The 21,272-nt window shown below is 63.0% G+C and carries 23 protein-coding genes, 1 other RNA gene and 1 pseudogene; 10 read left to right on the top strand and 15 right to left on the bottom strand.

All coding sequences use genetic code 11. From position 1 onward, the window contains the following. Nucleotides 1-111 precede the first annotated feature (111 nt). Nucleotides 112-1,944 carry an ATP-binding protein gene (locus tag NKI46_RS11370; protein ID WP_352626207.1) on the top strand — a complete coding sequence of 611 codons (1,833 nt, stop codon included), beginning with the start codon at nucleotides 112-114 and terminating at the stop codon, nucleotides 1,942-1,944. Between the two features lie 277 nt (nucleotides 1,945-2,221). Here the strand turns inward: NKI46_RS11370 and NKI46_RS11375 are convergent, their stop codons facing one another. Both NKI46_RS11375 and miaA read right to left on the bottom strand, forming a co-directional pair. Next, the gene (locus NKI46_RS11375) at nucleotides 2,222-3,013 is read right to left on the bottom strand and encodes a GGDEF domain-containing protein (RefSeq protein ID WP_023690907.1); all 792 of its coding nucleotides are present in this window, start codon (nucleotides 3,011-3,013) and stop codon (nucleotides 2,222-2,224) included. 131 nt (nucleotides 3,014-3,144) lie between these two features. Beyond that, on the bottom strand, nucleotides 3,145-4,128 hold the full coding sequence (miaA, locus tag NKI46_RS11380; RefSeq protein WP_352746243.1) for a tRNA (adenosine(37)-N6)-dimethylallyltransferase MiaA: 984 nt from the start codon (nucleotides 4,126-4,128) through the stop codon (nucleotides 3,145-3,147). Between miaA and serB the strand changes: the two genes are divergently transcribed. Together serB and NKI46_RS11390 are read left to right on the top strand one after the other, a co-directional pair. Beyond that, a complete protein-coding gene (gene serB, locus NKI46_RS11385; RefSeq protein WP_352460255.1) occupies nucleotides 4,118-5,005 on the top strand; it encodes a phosphoserine phosphatase SerB in 888 nt (295 codons plus the stop codon). The genes miaA and serB overlap by 11 nt on opposite strands. Continuing rightward, nucleotides 5,002-5,574: a GNAT family N-acetyltransferase gene (locus NKI46_RS11390; RefSeq protein WP_023744631.1), complete on the top strand. Its 573-nt coding sequence runs from the start codon at nucleotides 5,002-5,004 to the stop codon at nucleotides 5,572-5,574. The genes serB and NKI46_RS11390 overlap by 4 nt, the downstream gene beginning before the upstream one ends. 43 nt (nucleotides 5,575-5,617) lie before the next feature. Here NKI46_RS11390 and NKI46_RS11395 read toward each other — a convergent pair whose 3' ends face one another. The 6 genes from NKI46_RS11395 to NKI46_RS11420 form a co-directional block, all read right to left on the bottom strand. Beyond that, on the bottom strand, nucleotides 5,618-7,135 hold the full coding sequence (locus tag NKI46_RS11395; protein WP_352746246.1) for a DegQ family serine endoprotease: 1,518 nt from the start codon (nucleotides 7,133-7,135) through the stop codon (nucleotides 5,618-5,620). Between the two features lie 239 nt (nucleotides 7,136-7,374). After that, the gene (locus tag NKI46_RS11400) at nucleotides 7,375-7,560 is read right to left on the bottom strand and encodes a DUF2065 domain-containing protein (protein WP_023668333.1); all 186 of its coding nucleotides are present in this window, start codon (nucleotides 7,558-7,560) and stop codon (nucleotides 7,375-7,377) included. A gap of 4 nt (nucleotides 7,561-7,564) precedes the next feature. Beyond that, nucleotides 7,565-8,542, bottom strand: a complete 978-nt coding sequence (gene hflC, locus NKI46_RS11405; protein ID WP_023668332.1) for a protease modulator HflC — start codon at nucleotides 8,540-8,542, stop codon at nucleotides 7,565-7,567. After that, a complete protein-coding gene (gene hflK, locus NKI46_RS11410) occupies nucleotides 8,542-9,651 on the bottom strand; it encodes an FtsH protease activity modulator HflK (protein WP_023668331.1) in 1,110 nt (369 codons plus the stop codon). The genes hflC and hflK overlap by 1 nt, the downstream gene beginning before the upstream one ends. A 145-nt stretch (nucleotides 9,652-9,796) precedes the next feature. Next, the gene (locus NKI46_RS11415; protein ID WP_023667408.1) at nucleotides 9,797-10,315 is read right to left on the bottom strand and encodes a dihydrofolate reductase; all 519 of its coding nucleotides are present in this window, start codon (nucleotides 10,313-10,315) and stop codon (nucleotides 9,797-9,799) included. After that, nucleotides 10,315-11,337 (bottom strand): DUF4424 domain-containing protein, encoded by a 1,023-nt coding sequence (locus tag NKI46_RS11420; protein WP_023725334.1) that lies wholly within the window; start codon nucleotides 11,335-11,337, stop codon nucleotides 10,315-10,317. Before NKI46_RS11420 ends, NKI46_RS11415 begins: the two co-directional genes overlap by 1 nt. A 147-nt stretch (nucleotides 11,338-11,484) precedes the next feature. Here NKI46_RS11420 and cobF point away from each other — a divergent pair, with 147 nt between their 5' ends. Beyond that, the gene (cobF, locus tag NKI46_RS11425) at nucleotides 11,485-12,258 is read left to right on the top strand and encodes a precorrin-6A synthase (deacetylating) (protein WP_023725335.1); all 774 of its coding nucleotides are present in this window, start codon (nucleotides 11,485-11,487) and stop codon (nucleotides 12,256-12,258) included. Nucleotides 12,259-12,460: 202 nt separating this feature from the next. On the opposite strand, the gene NKI46_RS11430 is transcribed toward cobF, so the two are convergent. From NKI46_RS11430 to modA, 4 genes are all read right to left on the bottom strand, one after another. Continuing rightward, complete coding sequence (locus NKI46_RS11430) at nucleotides 12,461-12,802, bottom strand: winged helix-turn-helix domain-containing protein (protein WP_023667411.1); 342 nt, start codon at nucleotides 12,800-12,802, stop codon at nucleotides 12,461-12,463. Nucleotides 12,803-12,871: 69 nt separating this feature from the next. Then, a complete protein-coding gene (gene modC, locus NKI46_RS11435) occupies nucleotides 12,872-13,984 on the bottom strand; it encodes a molybdenum ABC transporter ATP-binding protein (RefSeq protein ID WP_023725336.1) in 1,113 nt (370 codons plus the stop codon). Continuing rightward, on the bottom strand, nucleotides 13,981-14,685 hold the full coding sequence (gene modB, locus NKI46_RS11440) for a molybdate ABC transporter permease subunit (RefSeq protein WP_023667413.1): 705 nt from the start codon (nucleotides 14,683-14,685) through the stop codon (nucleotides 13,981-13,983). Before modB ends, modC begins: the two co-directional genes overlap by 4 nt. Before the next feature lie 15 nt (nucleotides 14,686-14,700). Then, nucleotides 14,701-15,495: a molybdate ABC transporter substrate-binding protein gene (modA, locus tag NKI46_RS11445; RefSeq protein ID WP_155924036.1), complete on the bottom strand. Its 795-nt coding sequence runs from the start codon at nucleotides 15,493-15,495 to the stop codon at nucleotides 14,701-14,703. Between the two features lie 159 nt (nucleotides 15,496-15,654). On the opposite strand from modA, the pseudogene NKI46_RS11450 reads away from it, so the two are divergent. After that, a pseudogene (locus NKI46_RS11450) lies at nucleotides 15,655-15,852 on the top strand (TOBE domain-containing protein). 28 nt (nucleotides 15,853-15,880) lie between these two features. Here the strand turns inward: NKI46_RS11450 and NKI46_RS11455 are convergent. Then, nucleotides 15,881-16,675 (bottom strand): thymidylate synthase, encoded by a 795-nt coding sequence (locus NKI46_RS11455; protein ID WP_023832883.1) that lies wholly within the window; start codon nucleotides 16,673-16,675, stop codon nucleotides 15,881-15,883. Between the two features lie 340 nt (nucleotides 16,676-17,015). Next, the gene (locus NKI46_RS11460) at nucleotides 17,016-17,327 is read right to left on the bottom strand and encodes a DUF2853 family protein (RefSeq protein ID WP_023668323.1); all 312 of its coding nucleotides are present in this window, start codon (nucleotides 17,325-17,327) and stop codon (nucleotides 17,016-17,018) included. A 168-nt stretch (nucleotides 17,328-17,495) separates the two neighbouring features. Between NKI46_RS11460 and ssrA the strand changes: the two genes are divergently transcribed. Next, nucleotides 17,496-17,854, top strand: a transfer-messenger RNA (tmRNA) gene (gene ssrA / locus NKI46_RS11465). A gap of 212 nt (nucleotides 17,855-18,066) precedes the next feature. Here ssrA and NKI46_RS11470 read toward each other — a convergent pair. Continuing rightward, complete coding sequence (locus NKI46_RS11470) at nucleotides 18,067-19,272, bottom strand: multidrug effflux MFS transporter (protein ID WP_023682099.1); 1,206 nt, start codon at nucleotides 19,270-19,272, stop codon at nucleotides 18,067-18,069. A gap of 188 nt (nucleotides 19,273-19,460) precedes the next feature. Here NKI46_RS11470 and NKI46_RS11475 point away from each other — a divergent pair, with 188 nt between their 5' ends. From NKI46_RS11475 to NKI46_RS11490, 4 genes are all read left to right on the top strand, one after another. After that, the gene (locus NKI46_RS11475; RefSeq protein WP_023668320.1) at nucleotides 19,461-20,144 is read left to right on the top strand and encodes a TetR/AcrR family transcriptional regulator; all 684 of its coding nucleotides are present in this window, start codon (nucleotides 19,461-19,463) and stop codon (nucleotides 20,142-20,144) included. A 130-nt stretch (nucleotides 20,145-20,274) separates the two neighbouring features. Continuing rightward, a complete protein-coding gene (locus tag NKI46_RS11480) occupies nucleotides 20,275-20,820 on the top strand; it encodes an SspB family protein (RefSeq protein WP_352746250.1) in 546 nt (181 codons plus the stop codon). An 18-nt stretch (nucleotides 20,821-20,838) separates the two neighbouring features. Further along, complete coding sequence (locus NKI46_RS11485) at nucleotides 20,839-21,033, top strand: DUF4169 family protein (protein ID WP_352746253.1); 195 nt, start codon at nucleotides 20,839-20,841, stop codon at nucleotides 21,031-21,033. Nucleotides 21,034-21,046: 13 nt separating this feature from the next. Next, nucleotides 21,047-21,268: a ribbon-helix-helix domain-containing protein gene (locus NKI46_RS11490; RefSeq protein WP_023699587.1), complete on the top strand. Its 222-nt coding sequence runs from the start codon at nucleotides 21,047-21,049 to the stop codon at nucleotides 21,266-21,268. The last annotated feature ends 4 nt before the right edge of the window (nucleotides 21,269-21,272 follow it).

A 21,272-nucleotide genomic window follows, 5' to 3' on the forward strand; every position in this document is an offset into this window, starting at 1 on the left:
GCAGGTTGAATTTTCGCTGACCGGTTAACCCCTGCTACACCATCCCGCATCACGCCACCTTAACCCCGTCTGTGTAGGATCGAGGCTCCACGGGAATGGGGATCGGATCGTATGTTTGTCGAGCGCGAAGCCTCCGTCGGCGAACCGACCTCGCAGGAGCGCCGCCGCGCAGAGCAGAGCGACAAGCGCATTCTCGGCAACGTCGTGCAGTGCGACGGTGCGCGCGCCACCATCAGCGCCTATGCCGACGACATCGAAGGAGCGGTCACCGGCCTGTGGACCGTCGGCAAGATGATCTCCATCAATCTCGGGACATCGCGCACCGTTGGTCTGGTCTACGAAATCGGCAAGTCGGATCGCGCCTGGAGCAATGAGGGACAAAACCCCATCGAGGTCAGCGTCGAGCTGATCGGCGAAGTGCGCGACGGCGCCGAACCGGGGGCCAAACCGGTGTTCGACCGCGGCATCACCACCTATCCTCATATCGGCGCCATAGCGCACCGCATCCGTACCCGTGATCTGCAGGCGGTCTACGATCTCGCCGGGCGTCATTCGATCACCATCGGTACCCTGTCGCAGGATGAGTCGATCGACGCCAACATCGCTATCGACGACACGCTGGCGCGCCATTTTGCCGTTGTCGGCACAACCGGCGTCGGCAAATCCACCGCCGTCTCGCTGCTGCTGCGCAAATCGATCGCGGCCCGGCCCGATCTGCGAATCCTCATCCTCGATCCGCACAATGAATTCGCGGCGTCGCTGCCTGAGTTCTGCGTCCGGGTCGATTCCAAGACGCTTGACCTGCCGTTCTGGATGTTCAGGCTTGAAGAATTCGCCGAAGTGCTGTTTCGCGGCCGAGAGGTCGTGCCGGAAGAAGTCGATGTCCTGCGCGACCTGATCCCCGCCGCCAAGAACCTCTATCGCAATCCCAATTCAGGCTCTTACGTGCGCCGCGGCAGCGATGCGCTGACCGCCGACACGCCGGTGCCCTACCGCATGGTCGATCTCATCAAGCAGATCGACGAGCGCATGGGCCTCTTGGAAAGCAAGAACGACCGCCCGACGCTGAAATCGCTGAAGACGCGCATCGAGTCCGCCGCGTCCGACCCGCGCTATCGCTTCATGTTCAATTCGCGGCTGATCGAGGACACGATCCACGAGACGATCGGCAATATTTTCCGTGTGCCGCATCATGGCCGCCCGGTGACCTGCTTCGAGATGGCCGGCATGCCGTCCGAAGTGGTCAACTCCGTCTGTTCGGTGCTGGCTCGGCTCGCCTTCGACCTTGCGCTGTGGAGCGAGGGCCGGCTGAAGCTCTTGCTGCTGTGCGAGGAAGCACACCGCTATATGCCGGCCGATCCACGCCTTGGCTTCGCCCCGACAAGGCATGCACTGTCGCGCATCGCCAAGGAAGGCCGCAAATATGGCTGCTATCTCGGCGTCGTCACCCAGCGCCCGGGTGAACTCGATCCGACCATCCTGTCGCAATGCTCGACTTTCTTCGCCATGCGGCTGGCCAACGAGCAGGACCAGGCGATCATCCGCTCGGCGATCGCCGATTCCTCCGCCTCGACGCTGGCCTTCCTGTCCTCCATGGGCCAGCGCGAAGCCATCGCCTTCGGTGAAGGCGTGGCGACGACCATGCGGCTGAAGTTCGAGAAACTGGCGGAGAACCTGATCCCCGGCACCGCCAAGCGAGAGCAGGACGAGTTCTCGCAGGACGGCAACGACGTCGATCTCGCCGCCATCGTCGAGCGGCTGCGCAACGTGCCGAAACCGCAGCAGCAGATGGCCTTCGCCGAGGTCGTGGACTCCGGCCGCCAGGCCGGCGATCCCGATTACCGCAAGCCGGCGACCGCCCAGCGCGTCCAGCCGGACGACGATTTCGACCTGCGCTACGGCCTCAAGCCCACAACCTTCGGCATGCGCCCGCAGAACGATTAGCCTGCACACCCTTCTGGCCACCGGCAAGCCGCGTCAACTTCCGAGATCAGCTTCGTCAGCCAGCTTGGGTAAATCACGCCAGAAAATTCGTCAGGCTGAGTCGGTCGGTGTCGACTTCGAGAACCGGAGCGGAGCGGACATTGAGTCCGTGAGCACCGGCCTACGCCGGCCGTAGCCATAGCTGCCGCCACCACCTCATGAGTGCTTCGGCCGGCGAAGGCCGGAAGCGCAGAAGACGGCATCAAACGGCCAGCCTCACGAATTTAATGCCGGGATTTCAGGCGCAGACGCGGTTGCGGCCTTGCCTCTTCGCCTCGTAGAGCTGGCGGTCGGCGCGGCGGTAGAATTCCTCGGCGGTTTCCTTCCGATCCCAGACGGCTAGTCCGACGCTGGTGGTGATCTTGAGGCGGACATTGCCCGACAGCACCGACATGTTGGCAATCGCTTTGCGGATGCGTTCGGCGAACTTCCCCAACAACTCCGCATCCATGTTGGGCGTAACGACGGCGAACTCCTCGCCCCCAAGCCGCGCCACCACATCGTGGTAGCGCGTCATGCCTTTGAGGCAATTGGCGACTGCCCTAAGCACCTCGTCGCCGACATCGTGGCCATGCGTGTCGTTGACCTGCTTGAAATGATCGAGGTCGAGGATCATGAGCCCGACGGGCTTTTCGATGCGGCGGAATTCCTCGAGATATTCCTTCAGCGCATCATCGAAATAGCGCCGGTTCTGCATGCCGGTAAGGCCGTCGGTCAATGCCGCATGTTGCAGCGTTTCCGAGCGGGCGCTGAGCGAAACCGTCATGGCGCGCAGCTTGCCCTCTTCCGTGGCCTGCCTACGAATCAGCGGGTAGATGAAGAACACGCCGAAGAACAGCGCTGTCGCCAGCAGCACCCCGGTGACAAACAGCAGCGTGTTGAGATAGGCGATCCTCTCGACCCGGGAAGTCGTATCGTGACCGACCGCGATGGACTGCAATTGACCATAGGCATAAAGCGTCACCAGGCCTGCGGCCAGGATCACGAAAATAAAGACGAAAAATGCGGATTCCGCCTTGTGGAAACGCATCTGCTCCCCGTTGGAAAAGTACCCCCCGGATCTATGGCATGCCGGCGCCTTACGGACGGTTAATCCAGACAACCGGAGCGGGAATGTTCATTCCTACTTCTGTTTCTTTAATTGTATTAGCAGCACGAAAATCAAATCACGGCTTGCAGGCCGTCGCCGGGCTGCAATCTCAGCCATTCCGGTCCCAGCTGATGGCGAAACCACGTCGTTTGCCGTTTGGCATATTGCCGCGTCGCTGCCTTGCAGCGCGCGATGGCCTGGGAAAAGCTGGTGTCACCAGCCATCGCGGCCGAAAGTTCGCGAACGCCGATCGCCTTCATCGCCGGCAGGTCGGGATCGAGGCCAAGCGCCGCAAGCCGTTTGACCTCATCGAGCGCGCCGAGATCGAGCATGCGGTCGAACCTTGTTTCGATCCGCTCGACAAGGGCGGCGCGGTCCGGCTCGATAACGAAGAACCGAGCGCTGTCGCGGTCGATCAGCGGCCGGCCGCGCGCTGCCTGCCATTCGAGGATGGAGCGGCCGGATGCGTCGAGCACCTCCAGCGCCCGCACGATGCGCTGGCCGTCGGTCGGCTTCAGCTGCATGGCGACCGCCGAATCCTCATGCATCAGGATGCGGTGCAGCTTGGCTGCGCCTTGCTCCTTTAACTCGTAGCGCCAGCGGTCGCGTACCTGCTGCGGAATGTCGGGCATTTCCGAAATGCCCTCGGCAAGTGCGCGAAAATAGAGCCCGGTGCCGCCGACGAAAATCACCGGACGTTCAAAGCCGGCGTCATCGGGCTGTCGGGCGAGCGTGCCGTTATCGATCAGCTTCATCACGTCCCGCAGCCAGGCGCCGGTGGAATAGGCGGTCGAGGGATGCACGTGGCCATAGAGAAAGTGCGGCGCGCGGGCGAGGTCGGCAGCGCTCGGCCGCGCCGTCAGCACATCGAGCACCGAATAGCCCTGCATGGAATCGGTGTTGACGATAACGCCGCCCTTGCGCTCGGCGAGATCGAGCGCCAGCGCCGACTTGCCGCTGGCTGTCGGCCCGGCTATCAGGATCGCGTTCTTCACGCGGCCCTCGCCCGCCTGCCCGCCCTCGCCTAGCTGCTTGGAAGTTTCGATGCCGCTCATTGCCACGCTTGTGTCCCACCCCCTCAGCCGCGCGATGTCGGCCTCGCTTGCGAATATGGCCTCACGGTCGGTCGGTGCAAGCGCTGTTCGCTGGCTGGGCGAAGGCGTCGCCTGCGATCTGGTGTTGCCCGAGGGGGCAGAAGCCGCTGAGGCAAGTGCGGCCTTGCGCACAGCACTTGGTTCAGAGCCGGTCGACGTGATCGTTCAGCAGGCCGAAAGCCGCCGCAAGACAATCCTGCTTGCCGATATGGATTCAACCATGATCGACCAGGAATGCATCGACGAACTCGCCGACGAGATCGGCGTCAAGGACCGCGTTGCCGCCATCACCGCACGCTCGATGAACGGCGAGATCGCTTTCGAGCCGGCGCTGCGTGAACGCGTGGCGCTGCTGAAAGGCCTCGATGCCGCCGTTGTCGACCGCATCATCGCGAACCGCCTGACGCTGGCGTCGGGCGGCCACGCCCTGGTGCAGACGATGCGCGCCAATGGCGCCTGGACGGCGCTTGTCTCCGGCGGCTTCGACGTCTTCACCAGCCGTGTCGCCGCCATGCTCGGCTTCGAGGAAAACCGTGCCAACCGCCTGATCGAGGAGAACGGGCGCTTTGCCGGCCTGGTCGCCGAGCCGATCCTCGGCCGCGCCGCCAAGGCCGATGCGCTGAACGATATCTCGGCCCGCCTCGGCCTGACGCCATTCGATGCGATTGCGGTCGGCGACGGCGCCAACGACCTCGACATGATCCGCCTGGCCGGCACCGGTGTCGCGCTCCACGCCAAGCCGGCCGTTGCTGCCGAAGCCAAGGTCCGCATCGACCATGGCGATCTCACCGCGCTGCTTTATCTCCAGGGCTACCGCCAGGAAGAGTTCGCCCAATGAAACCGATGCGCACCGAGCGCCTCATCCTGCGCAACTGGGAAGACCGCGACCGCGAACTCTTCCACCGCATCAATTCGGACGAGCGGGTGATGGAATTCTTTCCGTTCCGCCGCGACCGCGCCGAGACGGATGCCAAGATGGACGAGTTTCGGGGCTGGATCGCCGAGGACGGCTTTGGTTTTGCCGCCGCCGAGATCGCCGCGACTGGGGAATGCATCGGCTTCGTCGGTCTCTTAAAGACCGATCACGTGCCGTCCCTGCCTTCCGATACGATCGAGATCGGCTGGCGGTTGGCGCCGGAATTCTGGCGCAAGGGCTATGTCACGGAGGCCTCCGAAGCCTGGCTCGCCTTTGGCTTCGAAACGCTTGACCGCGACGAGATCGTCTCCTTCGCCGTCGCAGCCAACCGCCGCTCGACGGCCGTCATGGAGCGTCTTGGCATGAGCCCTGACCCGGCTCGCGATTTCGACCACCCATCCATCCCTGACAGCCACCCGCACCTCAAGCGGCATGTCCTCTACAAACTGTCACGCACGGACTGGCAGGCACGAAAAAGGGCGGCTCGCTAGCCGCCCTTTCCCTGAAGACAATCGGTTATGGGGCTTTCCGGACTCAATCCATCCGGATCGTCACGAAGCGCAACTCGCCTGTCTTGGACGCCAGCATCAAGAGCGCATTCTTGCGGCCCTGCTCCTTCAGCGCGCCGATCCGGTCCATCACGTCCTTCGGGGTCGCGACCGATTCCTGGGCGATTTCGGTGATCACCTCGCCGGCCTGGATGCCGCGCTCGGCGGCGGCCGAATCCTTGGTGACGTCGGTGATGACGACGCCGGAGACGTCGGCCGCGATGCCGAATTTTTTCCGTGTGTCGTCATTGAGCTCGCCGACGGTCATGCCGAGCACCGAGGCCGTGGAGACCGCGGGCGCCTTGTCGCCGCCCTTGTCCTCATCGGTAGTGCCGTCCTCACCGGCAGCGACCTTCTCGCCGTCCTCAAGCCGGCCGAGCGTCACCTTCACCGTCTGCTCGACGCCCTTGCGCACGATGATCACGTCGACCGCCTTGCCGACCGGGCTTTCCGCCACGACGCGCGGGAGGTCGCGCATTTCATGGATGTCCTTGCCATCGAACTTGATGATGACGTCGCCGGCGAGAATTGTGCCGTTGTCGACCGGTCCGCCCTTGATGACGCCGGCCACCAGCGCGCCCTTGGCGGTCGCCATGCCGAGGCTCTCGGCGATGTCGTCGGTCACCGGCTGGATGCGCACGCCGAGCCAGCCGCGACGGGTCTCGCCGAACTGGCGCAGCTGGTCGACGACGCCCGAGGCAAGCTGCGAGGGGATTGAGAAACCGATGCCGATCGAGCCGCCCGACGGCGAGATGATCGCCGTGTTGATACCGATGACCTCGCCCAGGCTGTTGAACAGCGGCCCGCCGGAATTGCCGCGGTTGATGGCGGCGTCGGTCTGGATGAAGTCGTCATAGGGGCCGGAATTGATGTCGCGGTTGCGGGCCGAGACGATGCCGACCGTCACCGTGCCGCCAAGGCCGAACGGATTGCCGATCGCCATCACCCAGTCGCCGACGCGCATCTTGTTGGAATCGCCGAATTTCACCGCCGTCAGCTTGTGGCCCTTCGGGTCGACCTTGAGCACCGCCACGTCGGTCTTGGTGTCGGTGCCGACCAGCGTCGCCTTCAGCGTCACGCCGTCGGAGAAATTCACCTCGATATCGTCTGCATCGGCGATGACGTGGTTGTTGGTGACGACAATGCCTTGCTCGGCGTCGACTACGAAGCCGGAGCCCAGCGACTGCACTTTTTGCGCGCCGCCATCCTTGTCGCCGCCACGGTTCTTGAAGAAGTCGTCGAAGAAATCCTGGAACGGCGAACCCTCGGGCAGCTGCGGCATCGGCACCGCGCCCGGACCTTCCGTGCCCTTCACGGTCTGCGAGGTCGAGATGTTGACCACCGCACCGAGCAGGCCTTCGGCGAGGTCGGCAACCGAAGCCGGTCCGTCCGCGGCCACCGTCGGCGTCACCAAAGCCGGAACGGGAAGCGCGCCGACCATAAGTGCCGCAGCACCTGCGATGAACGTCCGCCGCGCCGCGCGCAGAAGGGTGTTGGATGTCATCGAAAGCCTCCCGGATTGCTGAAAAGAAAAAGCGCTTCGGCAAAACGCCGCGTCGCGTCATGTTGGCAAGAAATACGGCACGTTTGCGGCTATGGCCACATCAGGAGGATAAATCCTCCGTTACACCCTAGAGCGGTTCGCCGTTTCGCGGAAACGGCGAACCGTTCAATCCCTTTGCTTTTACGCAATTCCGGACGGAAAACCGCTCACACTTTCCTGGAATTGCAGATCAGCGGTCCTCAGCCACGCACCAACCAGACGATGCCGACGCCGATGGCGATCGCCACCAGCCCGACGATGCGCAGCGCAATTTCCGGCGTCGACAGCACTTCGCCGGCAAGACGTTTGGCAAGGCCGGGAAAGCCGCCATAGACCAGACCCTCTACGACGAGGACCAGGCCTATGGCCGCAAGGAAATCCTGCACCGCCCTACTGGGCGGGTGCAGGTTGTGCAGCCGGCGCGGCAGGTGCCGTCGCCGGCGCGGCAGGTGCCGTCGCCGGAGCCGCAGGTGTCGCCGGCTTCGCGTCCGTACCGTCCGGATTGCGGAAGAAGCGGAAGAACTCCGAGTTCGGCGACAGCACCATCGTCGTCCCGGAGTTGTCCAGCGCCGTGCCATAGGCATTCATCGACCGGTAGAAGTCGAAGAACGCCGGATCGCGTTTGTAGGCGTCGGCAAAGGTCGCACTGCGCTGGGCTTCACCTTCACCACGCAGGATTTCCGATTCCTTGCGCGCCTCGGCGACGATTTCCACCACTTCGCGGTCGGCGCGGGCGGTGATGCGCTGCGCGGCCTCCTTGCCGCGTGCCCTCAGCCGTTCGGCCTCGGCCAGGCGTTCGGCCTTCATGCGGTCGAAGGTCTGCTGCGAAACCTCAGCCGTCAGATCGGTCCGGCGGATGCGCACATCCTCGATCTGCAGGCCGAGCGAGGTAGCGTCGGGCCGCAGCTGATCGCGCACTTCACGCATCATCACGGCCCGCTCTTCCGAGAGCGCCGCTTCGAAGTCGCGCAGACCGTAGACACGGCGCAGCGCCGCATCGAGACGCGTCCTCAGTCGTGCTTCGGCCAGTGTGATCTGACCGGACACGGCTGAGCGGAACACCCGCGGATCCGAGATGCGGTACGCGATGAAAGCGTCGACCTCGTAGAACTTGCCGCCCGAAACCTGGACGCGGATGTTATCGAGATCGAAGCGCAGCACCCTGTTTTCGATCAACTGCACGCTGTCGGCGTCGAAGAAGGCGAAAGGCGCCTTGAAATAGATGCCGGGTTCATTCTTGACGTCGACGATCTCGCCGAACCGCAGCACGAGCGCCTGCTGGCGCGCGTTGACCACGAAGACCGAGGAGTAGAGCAGGAACAGAAGCACGGCCGCGATAACCGCGATGATGGGAAGACGATTGGCCATCACTGGGCTCCTCCCGTGGTCGCAGGCGCCGGCGCCTTCGGCTGCAGTGCCGGCAGCGGCAGATAGGGAACGACCCCTTGCCCATTGCCCTGTTCGACGATGACCTTGTTGGAATCCTTCAGCACCTTCTCCATCGTTTCCAGATAAAGCCGCCGGCGCGTCACGTCGGGCGCCTTGGCGTATTCGTCATAGACCGAGATGAAGCGCTGCGCCTCACCTTCGGCTTCCTGGACGACACGGTTCTTGTATGCTGCCGCGTCCTCGCGGATCTGCGCCGCGGCGCCACGCGCCTGGCCGAGCTTCTGGTTGGAATACTGGTTGGCCTGCTCGACGAACTTGTCTTCGTCCTGCTCGGCGCGCTGCACTTCGTCGAAGGCATCGGCAACTTCACGCGGCGGGGCCGCGTCCTCGATCGAAACCGCGTTGACGTTCAGGCCGGCCTTGTAGCCGTCCAGCGTCGTCTGAATGATTTCACGCACCGAGGCGGCGATGCCCTGGCGATCGTCCCGGAAGATGTCCTGGGCCGGTCGCCGGCCGACCGCTTCGCGCATGGCGCTCTCTGCGACCTGCTGCAGCATGCCTTCTGGGTCGGAGACGTCGAACAGATAGGCCCGGGGGTCGGAGACCTGGTAGGCCACCGAAAACTGGACGTTGACGATGTTCTGGTCGCCGGTAAGCATCAGCCCCGACGAGTTGCCGCTCGTCGCGCCGCCACCACCGATATCGACGAGTTGTTCGGCGATGTTGGCCGTCTCGACGGTTTCGACGGGCCACCAATGGAAATGCAGACCCGGCTGCGACAGCTCCGCCTTCGGCTTGCCGAAGCGCAGCTCGACCGCAACCTCGTCGGGCTGCACGGTGTAGACCGCCTTGAACGCCCACAGCACGATCAGAGCCGCTGCGATCAGCGCAAAGACGGCCGGGCTGGCGCCGCCGCCACCGGGCAGCGCGCGCCGCAGCCGGTCCTGGCCGCGGCGGATGATGTCTTCGAGATCGGGAGGTGACCCCGGCGGGCCGCTAGGCCCCTTCGGTCCCTGCCCCCAGGGTCCCTGATTGTTGCCGCCGCCGCCCCATGGGCCGCCGCCGCCGCTCTTGTCGTTCCAGGGCATGAATGTCCTTTCGCTTGGGATTCCCTCAGCGCCGACGTTGCGGCGCAAAATCCAGTTGTTCTTCTATAGGGACGCAGCGATGCGCTTTCAACGCGATCCGCTGCCGAGCATGTCCGTTTTGGACGTTCGCGACCCTTTTATCGTCTCAATGCACGCCGCGGCGTCGCTCGTAAACCGAATAGCGCGTCGCATGGCTGTCCTTTTCACCGGCCGGAACGTCCTGAGCGCTGACAAGGCGCCACAAATCCGGATCGATGTCGGGAAAATGCGCGTCGCCATCGACCGCCGCCAGCACATGGGTGACGTGCAGCCGGTCTGCCAGCGGCAGCGCCTGCGCATAGATCTCGCCGCCGCCGATGATGCAGATTTCGTCGACGCCGGCCATGCAACGCCCGCGCACCGTGGCCAGCTGGATCGCTGCCTCCAGCGAGTGCGCCACCTCTATGCCCTCGGCGCGCCAGGCCTTGTCGCGGGTCACCACGATGTTTAATCGGCCCGGCAGCGGCCGGCCGATGCCTTCATAAGTCTTGCGGCCCATGATGACGGGCTTGCCCATCGTATCGGCCTTGAAGCGCTTGAGATCGGTGGACAGCCGCCACGGTAAGCCGCCGTCGCGCCCGATGACGCCGTTCTGCGCAATGGCGACATAGATCGCGACGTCCATCAGTTGGCTCCCCCGGCGCCGTCATCCGACGGCTCCAAAAGCAATATGTCGATGTTGTGCTCGGGATAGAGATCCTGCGCCGCCGTCTCGAAGGTCGTCGGCCCGACCTTCTTGACATTGTCGCCGCAAAACGAGATCAGCGCTTTCGGATTTCCCTTGTCGACGGTTAGCTTGAACTTGCCGATGCTGCCATTGGCCCAGTTGCCGCCGGTGGTCAGGATATAAGCGATACGGTTCTCGTAAAACTTGGGATAACCGTCCGGATCGTCCTTGGCCGCCTTGCGCACCGCATCCTCGAACGCGTCGTCCATGCAGAACCGGGTCTTGTAGCTTGTATATTGGCTGCCCTCGGAGAACTTGCCGTCATAGAAGAAACTGACCGATGACGTGCCGCCGACGCTCGGTTTGTAGCGGTGCGAGACATGGACATCCTTGTTGGCCGGAAATGTCGAGCGCCACCAATAGGTCGAGCGCAACTGCCACCACGGCGTATAGACCTTGTTCGCCTCGGTACCGTCGCTGCCCGTATCCTCGATGATGATGCCGCGGTTTTCCCAATCCTCGGCAACCGTTTTCGGCAGCTTCGCCAGGGCCGCCTTGGCCGCATCGCCGAACGGATTGAACGGCACGTTCTGCGCCTTCAGATCGGCGCCGATATCGATGCCGACAGCGAACACTTTCTGCTCGAGCTGCGGCTTTGCCGGCGCTCCGTCGATCGTCACCTCGAAGCCAAGGAAATTGTCGCTCTGGTTTTCCGGGATGGCCGGCATTTCCTCCGGATTGCCTTCGATGTCCGGCAGCGGAAAAGCGACGATGGCATTTACATCATTGTCGGTGTTGTTGTGGAAGACGTAGTCGACCGTGATCTTTTCCGGCGAGATATAGAGATCCTCGCTTTGCATCGACACCGCGTCGCTACGCGACAGGATCAGGCCACCTGTGCCGAGTTCGGCGGTCGTATCATTGGCCAGCGCGGGCACGGCTAAAAGCGCCAGCGCTACGGACAGAACATATTGCAACATCGAAGCCCCTCGCCAAGAATGCCGCGACCCTAGCCGTTTCAATGTGGCGTTTCAAAGCCTTCCGTCTCCCAGCAGGACGCCACAGTGTCTGGACACGCCAATCGGCGGTCTGGACTAACAGGTTTCGATCGGGCAGGAGTTCGCGTCATGCGCAAGCTTCTCGTCATCGGCATCGGCGCCGGCAATCCCGACCATATGACCGTGCAGGCCATATCAGGCCTAAACCGGGCGGACGTCCTGTTTATCCCCGACAAGGGGGCGAAGAAGAACGACCTTGCCGAATTGCGCCGCCATATCTGCGACCGTTTCGTCAGCAATCCGAAATCGCGCCGCGTCGAGTTCGACGTGCCGGTGCGCGCCGAGCCGGCGCCTTCCTATCGCTCGACCGTCGATGACTGGCACGAGGCCATCGCCCAGATCTATGAGAGCCTGGTCCGCGACGAACTTGCCGAGGACGGCTGCGGCGCCTTCCTGATCTGGGGCGACCCCTCGCTCTATGACAGCGCGCTGCGCATTCTCAAGCGCGTACGGCTCAGAGGCAATGTCGCATTCGAATTGGAGGTCATTCCCGGCATCACCGCCGTCCAGGCGCTCGCCGCCGGCCACAAGATGGCGCTGAACCGCATCGGCGACCCCGTGCTGATCACCACCGGCCGCCGCCTCGCCGAACAAGGCATGCCGCACTATGCCGGCAGCGCCGTGGTCATGCTCGACGGCAAATGCGCCTTCAACACGCTGGCAGACAAGGATCTGATCATCCATTGGGGCGCCTATCTCGGCACACCGGACGAGATCATCGTTTTCGGTCGCCTGGGTGATGTCGGCGAGGAGATTGAGAGGACGAGAGAAGAAGCCCGGAAAAGAAAGGGCTGGATCATGGACACCTATCTGCTGCGTAAAGCAGGAGAGCCCGAGGAATAGCGCGCTCAAAGGTCGAGTTCCTTCGCGCCCCCCTCTGTCCTGCCGGACATCTCCCCCTCTAGTGGGGAGATTGGCCGTCACGGAGGATTTCGCCAATCGCCTAACAGATTAGCGCCCGTCTACGGGCTAGCTGATCTCCCCCCTTGCGGGGGAGATGTCCGGCAGGACAGAGGGGGGTGTGACGGATCGCAAGCTTCAACCCTCACCCAGCATCGATCTCCGCCTGCAAGGCGTCCATATGCGTGGCCGCCGCTGCCGCCGCAGCGCGCTCGATAGCGCGAAAACGGCTGACAACTGCAAGGCCAACTGAGGTCAGCTGTGCGCCGCCGCCCTTTTTGCCGCCGGTCTGCGCCGCGACCAGTGGCTTGCCGAACACACGGTTCATATCTTCCACCAGATCCCAGGCGTGCTTGTAGGACATCTCCATGCCGCGTGCCGCAGCCGAGATCGAGCCGAAAGTGGCGATCTGCTCCAGCAATTCGATCTTGCCCGGACCTATGCGCCCGTCCGGATCGAGATTTATCCGCAGGCTCAGCGACGGCATCTCTTGTCCTCCACAGTCACACTAGCCCCTCTCGACCCATAGCGCTATTCCAAAACGATATAGCGGTTATCAGCCATCCGCTTCGGCCGGCAGCCCGGCGCCGGTGTTGGCACGGTCGAAACTGACCGTCTTGATCACCGCGAAGACCTTGCCGCCGAGTTGAAGGTTCAGTACCTGCCTGGATTGTTCGGTAATGCGCGCAAGCACGGTTGCGCCATTGCAGTCGATGCCGATTTCGACCGTCGGCCCCTCGCCCGAGCCGATTGTGACGATGGCGCCCGGCAGGATGTTGAGCGCACTGAGACCTTTCGGCTGTTCGGTGGCGATCATCACGTCGCGGGCGCGGATTCGGATGCGCACAGGCGCGCCGACCGAGACCGCCAGAAGCGGCACCCGGATTTCGCCCGCCGCCGAGCCGAGCACGGTCATCCCGAAGATCTCATCATGGCGCAGCACCTTGGTGTCGAGAACCGCGCCGCCCTCACCGCGTTCCTCCGCCGGCAGCAATTCGAGCCGTTGCATGATCGCGCCGGTCGGGCCTGAGGCAGCGACCTTGCCTTGCGCCATCACCACCACGTCGCTGGCCAGCCGCGCCACCTCGGCGACGGAGTGGCTGACATATACGATGGGCAGCTTGGTCTCGTCGCGCAGCCGCTCGATATAGGGCAGGATCTCGGCTTTGCGCGCATCGTCGAGCGAGGCCAGCGGCTCGTCCATCAACAGCAGTTTCGGGCTGGCAAGCAGCGCCCGGCCGATCGCCACGCGCTGCTTTTCGCCGCCCGAGAGCTTTGCCGGTCGCCGGTCGAGCAGAGGACCGATGCCGAGCAGTTCGACGACCGCGTCGATATCCGCATAGCGCTCCGCCGGTGGCGTGAACCAGCGGCCATAGCGCAGATTGCCGGCCACGCTCATATGCGGAAACAGCCGCGCGTCCTGGAACACCATGCCGATCCGGCGCTTGTGCTTCGGCACGAAAATGCCGGCATCGGTGTCGACCAGCACGCGGCCATCGACCGCGATACGCCCTTTGTCCGGTCGGATCAGGCCGGCGATCACGTTGATCAGCGTCGTCTTGCCGGAGCCCGATGGCCCGAACAGCGCCGTCAGCCGCCCGGCGCTTTCGAAACGCGCGTCGACGGCGAAACCGCCGAGCCGATGGCTGATGTCCACCAGCACGCTCATTCGATGTCCATCCGCCGGCCGACGCGCCGCGCCAGCACTTCCGAGGCGACCAATGCGGCCATCGAGATGACGATGGAGATCAGCGTCAGCCTGAGCGCCCCGTCATCGCCGCCAGGCACCTGCGTGAAGGTGTAGATCGCCGAAGGCAGCGTCTGCGTCTCGTTGGGAATGTTGGAGACGAAGGTGATCGTGGCGCCGAACTCGCCCATCGCCTTGGCGAAGGACAGGATCGAGCCGGCGATCAGCCCGGGCAGGATCAGCGGCAGCGTGATGGTGGCGAAGACCCAAATCGGGTTGGCGCCGAGCGTTCCCGCCGCTGCCTCCATTTTGCGGTCGACCGCCTCGATCGACAGCCGGATCGCCCGCACCATCAGGGGAAAGCCCATGATACCGCAGGCCAGTGCGGCGCCGGTCCAGCGAAACGAGAAGACGATGCCGAAATGCTCGGCCAGGAACGCTCCCGCCGGCCCGCGCCGGCCGAAGGTAAGCAGCAAGAGATAACCTGTCACCACCGGCGGCAGGATCAATGGCAGGTGAACCACACCGTTGAGCAGCGTCTTGCCCCAGAATTTTCCGCGGGCCAGCAAAAGCGCCATCAAGATGCCCGGCGGCAGGCTGAACAGCATCGCCACCGTTGCCACCTTGATCGACAGCCGGACCGCATTCCATTCGTCGGGAGTGAGGTCCAGCAGCCAGTTCATGCGTCAGCCGCTACCTTAATTGCTCGGCGTGAGCACGGTGAAACCCTGATCCCTAAACAGCTCCACCGCCTTGGAGGACTGCAGGCACTTCAGGAAAGCCGGGGTATCCTTGTCCTTCGAATCGGTGGTCTGGGCAACCGGATAGATGATCGGCGGGTGCGAATCCTCCGGGAAGGTGCCGACCACCTTGACTCCCTTGTCGGCATGCGCGTCGGTGGCATAGACGATGCCGAGCGCGGCCTCGCCCGTTGAAACCAGCTTCAGCGCGGCGCGCACATTCTCGGCCTGCGCCACCTTGCCTTCGACCGACGACCAGATGCCGAGCGATTCAAGTGCCGCCTTGCCATACTTGCCGGCCGGCACTGCCTTGACGTCGCCCATGGCGAGCTTGCCGTCGCTGATCAGCTTGGCGAGGTCGAAGCCTTTCTCGATCCTGGTTTCGACCTTGGAATCCTTCGGCGCCACCAGCACGATCTGGTTGCCGAGCAGTTTCACCTCGGTGTCCGGCTTGGTCAGTTTCTTGTCGGAGAGATATTTCATCCAGTCGAGGTCGGCCGAGATGAACACATCGGCGGGCGCCCCGAGTTCGATCTGCTTGGCCAGCGCCGAGCTCGCGGCGTAGGAGACGGTCGCCGCTTCACCGACATCGGCTTCGCAGGCCTTGGTGACGGCGTCGAGCCCGTCCTTGAGGCTGGCTGCGGCAAACACGATCACCTTGTCTCCCGCGTGAGCCGCCGGCATCGCGGCCATCAGAGCTGCGGCAAAGCCGCCAATCGCGATTGCCCTCATACCAAAACCTTTGTGCCCCAACATGAAAACTCTCCCTGGGCTTGAAATCTGCTGGCTCGACTCCTGCCGACCGATATATCTGGATGAATATAACTAGGGAAGGCCGCCTCCTGCGAAAGCGTATGTTCGGCATCGATTGTTCTGGTTTGGACGTGCACCGAAACCCGGAAAGGAACTCCGATGAAGATCAGCGCCCGCAACATCCTCAAGGGAACGATCGTCGAGATCGTCGAAGCACCTCGCCTGTCCGCATCGATGTCGCCGGCTCCGTCGTCACGCTTCGATCACCAACGAGGCCGTTGCCGATCTCAAGCTCGAAAAAGGCAAGCAGCCTATGCCATGATCAAGGCAACCGACGTCATGGTCGACATCGATTGAGGGTCGGAATTGATTGACGGTGGACGGATCAGACCGCGATCGGCGCCTTGATCGACGCGTCGGCAAAATAGTTTTCCAGCCGGAAATCCTCGAAGCGGAAGGCGAACAGGTCCTTCACCTCCGGATTGATCCACAGCGTCGGCAGCGCCTTGGGTGTGCGCCGCAATTGCTCGCGCGCCTGCTCGAAATGGTTGGAATAGAGATGCGCATCGCCCAGCGTATGGACGAACTCGCCGGGCTTCAGCCCGGTCACCTGCGCCACCATCAGGGTCAGCAGCGCGTAGGAAGCGATGTTGAAGGGTACGCCGAGAAAAATGTCGGCCGAGCGCTGGTAGAGCTGGCAGGACAGCTTGCCGTCCGAGACGTAGAACTGGAACAGGCAGTGGCAGGGCGGCAGCGCCATCGCCTCCACTTCGGCCGGGTTCCACGCCGAAACGATCAGCCGGCGTGAATTCGGATTCCTGCGTATCTCCTTCAGAACATTGGCAATCTGGTCGATCGACCGGCCATGGCCATCCGGCCAGGAGCGCCACTGCTTGCCATAGACCGGGCCGAGATCGCCATTCTCGTCGGCCCATTCGTCCCAGATCGAAACGCCATGATCTCTAAGGTATTTGATGTTGGTGTCGCCGGCCAGGAACCACAGGAGTTCATGGATGATCGACTTCAGATGCAGCTTCTTGGTGGTGGTGACGGGAAAGCCGCGCGACAGGTCGAAGCGCATCTGGTACCCGAACACCCCACGCGTGCCGGTGCCCGTGCGGTCGCCACGGTCGGCGCCATTGTCCAGCACATGCTGCAAAAGGTCGAGATACTGGCGCATCGGCTTCGCCTCGATTCGGGGTTACCGTCATCATAACCGACTGGCCGCCGGCCGAACACAGCAAAAGGGACCAGAACGCGGCTTGCCCCATCTCTCAAGAGGTGGCGCTGCCCCTCACCTGCCTGCCGTCATCCTCTCCTCGTATAGGGACGGGGAGAGGGGCGCTGTCATCAGCGGTTTCGCCAATCACAAGCTTGTTCGAGAGAGAGAGCCAAGGCTGCGGTCAGCCCTTTCTCCCCGTCACTATACGGGGAGAAATGCCCGGCAGGGCAATGAGGGGTGGTGCTGACCTCCGGTGAGGAGCAAATCAAACGCGCGCTCTGCCTATCGGCAATAATCTCTACAAAGAGCCGAGCTTGCCCAGATCCTTGGCGACCAGATAGTAGAAAGTCACGCGGCTCTTGGAGCTGTCGGCGGCCAACGCCTTGCAGGTCTTCTCGATCGCTGAGTCGGCTTTCGCCCCGTCGGTCACGCCGAGTTTCTTGGCAACCCAGTTGGTCTTGACGCGCTCCAATTCCTTGGGGTCGGTGCAGGATACCAGCGAGGAATCGCGGTTGCGCAGCGCGATGCCCAGATGCTTCACAATCTTGGCAACCACATCGGCATTTGCGGCGGCGTCGTATTTCTTCACGTCTGCGAGATAATCGGCCATCAAATTTCCCCATGTCGGCGCCACGGGATCCGATCGATGAGGGCTGTGGCGCGCTGCCGCAACTTGTGCGCTCGGTCGATACTCCTCACCATCGCAAAGCTTCGGTTGAGACCGCGCGCGAGTCAACCCTCGGCGCCGCAGTTTGGTGCGGCCAAGAAGTGTCATTGCGGCCTTTCATTTTGTGCGCCCGCCCCCTATATTCGTTTTGTCGGCTTGACCGACTATGGCGATAAATGGGCGATGTAATAAGCCGTTCGGACCCGGGGGCGGTACCCGGCGCCTCCACCAAGAACCGCTCTGTGATCAGAGCGGCTGTTGCTGGGGGCGAAATAGGATCGACGAAGGTGTAAAGATCGTACTTTTGCCCGGCATGGTACCACCGTCATCGGGCTAAACCTGTAGTTGCAAATGACAACTATGCGGAAGCACGTCTCGCCGCGTAAGCGGTGCGATAGCTTCAAATCAAGCCCTAGAGGTTCGCACTTCTAGGCGGGGTTCGGAGGTACCTGGCAACAGAAACCTCCACTTCTCCCCTCCTCGATATCGTACGCTCAATGCCGGCTGCCGCTGGCCGGATTTCGCATGACGATGGGCCGCGAAGCCTACACCAAATTGAGCCATGAGCTGGTGCAATTTGCCGCTGGCGTCGGTCGAAGGCCGTGGTTCTGGCCGGGGCCGGATTACCCCAGACGTGAAAAAGGCCGGGATGACCCGGCCTTTCCGGTCGATTGCGGTCAGCTTACTCGGCCGGCGCTTCAACGGCTTCGCGCGAGCGGCCGAGCGTCAGTTTGGCCAGCGTGAACGAGATTACGGCGCAGAGCGTGATGCCGGCCACCATGGGCAGCGGGGTGCCGTCGAAGAAGATGCCGGCGACGCCCATCGCCAGCGCACCGATGGCGAAGTGCAGCGTGCCCATCAGCGCCGAGGCCGTGCCGGCGATCTCGCCATGCTCTTCCATGGCCAGCACCGACGTCGTCGGGATGACCAGGCCGAGGAAGCCGTAGCCGACGAACAGCAGTGCCGCCATAACATCGAGCCGGTCGACGCCGGTCGCCATGACTGCGAACAGCACAACCATCGTCGTGGCATAGCCGGTTACCGCCACCCAGACGACGCGCTTCAGCCCGAAGCGCTCCGACAGCATCCCCGTCAGCTGCGACATGCCGATGAAGGCCACCGCATTGATCGAGAAGAACACGCTGTAGACGGAAGGCGACAGCCCGTAATGGTCGATCAGGATGAAGGACGAACTCGAGAGGTAGACGAAGAAGCTGGCGATGCCGAAGCCGGCGATCGCCACCAGGCCGAGGAAATTGCGGTCACCCATGAGGAAGCGATAGCCGGCGAGTGCGGTTCCGAAGGAGGAACCGACGCGTTCTTCCGCCGGCCGCGTCTCCTTCAGCGAGGTCGCCAGCAGAATGGTGGCCAGCAGGGCCGCGCCCGTCACCGTCCAGAACACGGCGCGCCAGCCGAAATTCTCGATGATCTGGCTGCCGGTCAGCGGCGCCAGGATCGGCGACACCGAAAACACCAGCATCAGCAGCGACATCAGCTTGGCGGCTTCGGTGCCGGTGTGCAGGTCGCGCACGATGGCGCGCGGCACCGCCATGCCGGCGCTGGCGCCCAGCCCCTGCAGGAAGCGGAAGGCGATCAGCCATTCGATGGTCGGGCTCATGGCCGAACCGATGCCGCCGACCATGAACAGCGCAAGGCCGCCGTAAAGCGGCAGCTTGCGGCCGACCATGTCGGAGATCGGTCCGACGACGATCTGGCCGAAGCCCATCGACAGGAAGAAGATCAAAAGGCTCATCTGAACGGCGGCGGTGCCGGCATGCAGATCTTCGCCGATCGAAGGCAACGCCGGCAGATACATGTCGATGGCGAAGGGGCCGATAGCGGACAACAAGCCGAGCACGACCGCGATGCGGAGGAATTTGGGACTCATGATAAAGGCTTCTTTCAAGTCTGGTTGGCGCCGCCAACGCGACGACTAACCGTAGGACGTTCCATCCCGTTGAAATCCGACGGCTCAGAGCGAGATTATTCGTCTCTACGGAGCGAATTCCCCATTTATTGTGTCCACAAATTTAGACAGCCTTGTCTAATTCGTCAATCACCTCTATATAGATTTCTATGAAGCTTGCCGTTTCTCCTGACATTTTCCCGCCACGCGGCCACGAGGCCAAGCGTATGTCGATTATCGATGCGGCGGCTTCGGTCTTTTGCCGGGAAGGCTTTGCCGGCGCGAATATCGACCTGATCGCGGTGGAGGCCGGCGTGTCACGCCAGACCATCTACAATCACCACCGCGACAAGGAAAAGCTCTTCATGGCTGTGGTGCGCGATCTGACGGAGCGCTGCAATGCCGGCATCTTCGCCACCTTCGCCTCTTTCCCAGACCAGCCGAAGGATCTGGAAGCCGACCTGATCGGCTTTGCCGTGCGCATGAATCAGAACTGCATCTGCAACCGCGACGGACGCTTCCTGCGCAAGCTGATCCAGACCGAAGGCGAGCGCTATCCCGAGCTCTTCGCAGAATGGCGCGACCAAGGGCCGGGCCGGACCTGGCCCGCACTTGCCGCCCGTTTTGCCCGCCTCGCCCATGCCGGCCATCTCGCGGTCGACGATCCCGATGTCGCCGCACGCCAGTTCCTGGCGCTAGCCAACGCCGAACTGCAGACCACCTTCATGCTAGGCGGCATGCCGTCGGAAGACGAAGTGTTGCAATCCGCCACCCACGGCGTGCGCACATTCCTGCGCGCCTTCGGCAAGCGCAGATCAGCGGCAGCGGTGGAAAAACAGCTGGCCAGCGCCTGAACGTCAAAGCCGGCGATCAAATCGTCCGTTACGGGCTTCGCTTCGGCGCATCAGCGATCTATATCCGGTTTACGCCGCGCTCAAGCTTGATTACAGCTATGCGGACGATTCAACGGAACCCGACCAGCACATGGCCGACGACCACATCCGCTACGACATTCTGGCCCAGGAGGCATTGCGCGGCGTCATGCGCAAGGTCCTGGCCGAAGTCGCGCGCACCGGCCTTCCCGGCAATCATCATTTCTTCATCACATTCCTGACCGGCGCGCAGGGCGTGCGGGTGTCCTCCAGGCTGCGCGAGCGCTATCCCGAACAGATGACCATCGTCATCCAGTTCCAGTATTGGGACCTCAAGGTGACCGATACCGGCTTCGAGGTCGGGCTGTCCTTCTCCGACGTGCCGGAGAAGCTGGAAATCCCGTTCTCGGCCGTACGCGGCTTCTACGACCCATCGGTCAATTTCGAACTCGAATTCGACGTTAAGACCGACGTCCCGGCGGAAGACGATGCAGCCGCCCAGCCGGCTGCCGAGCCTTTGGCTATCGTCTCCGAGAAAAAGCCGAAGGCCGAGAAGAAGGCAGCTGCCACTGAGGCGGAGAAAAAGCCCGCCGTGGCCGATGCCGCCGCCGGCAAGGGCGCCGACGTCGTGTCGCTCGACGCCTTCCGCAAGAAGTAGCGGGACGGTCGGCGCGACATGGGCGAAATCGTCAACCTTCGCCAGGTCCGCAAGCAGAAGGCGCGCACCGAAAAGGAAAAGCTCGCCGACGAGAACCGCGCTCTGCACGGCCGTTCCAAAGCCGAAAGAACTCGTGACCGTCTGACATCGGACAAGGCCGAAAAATTCGTCGCCGGCCACCGCCGCGAACGCCCGGAAGACCAGGGCGATTGATGGACCGCCTGCGGTGAGCCCGGTCGAAAAACGCTCCGTGACCATCCGCGGCCATCGCACCAGCTATTCCCTCGAAAAACCCTTTTACGACGATCTCCTCGCCATCGCCGCCGCGCGCAAGCTGACGCTTGCTGCCCTGGTCGCCGAAATCGACGAAACAAGACCGCGCGATGCGAACCTGTCCTCGGCGCTCAGGCTCCACGTGCTGGACTGGGCCAAGCGCGGCGCGGTCTGAATGG

It is taken from the genome of Mesorhizobium sp. M0615 (genome assembly GCF_040320805.1).
Classification (GTDB): Bacteria; Pseudomonadota; Alphaproteobacteria; order Rhizobiales; family Rhizobiaceae; genus Mesorhizobium.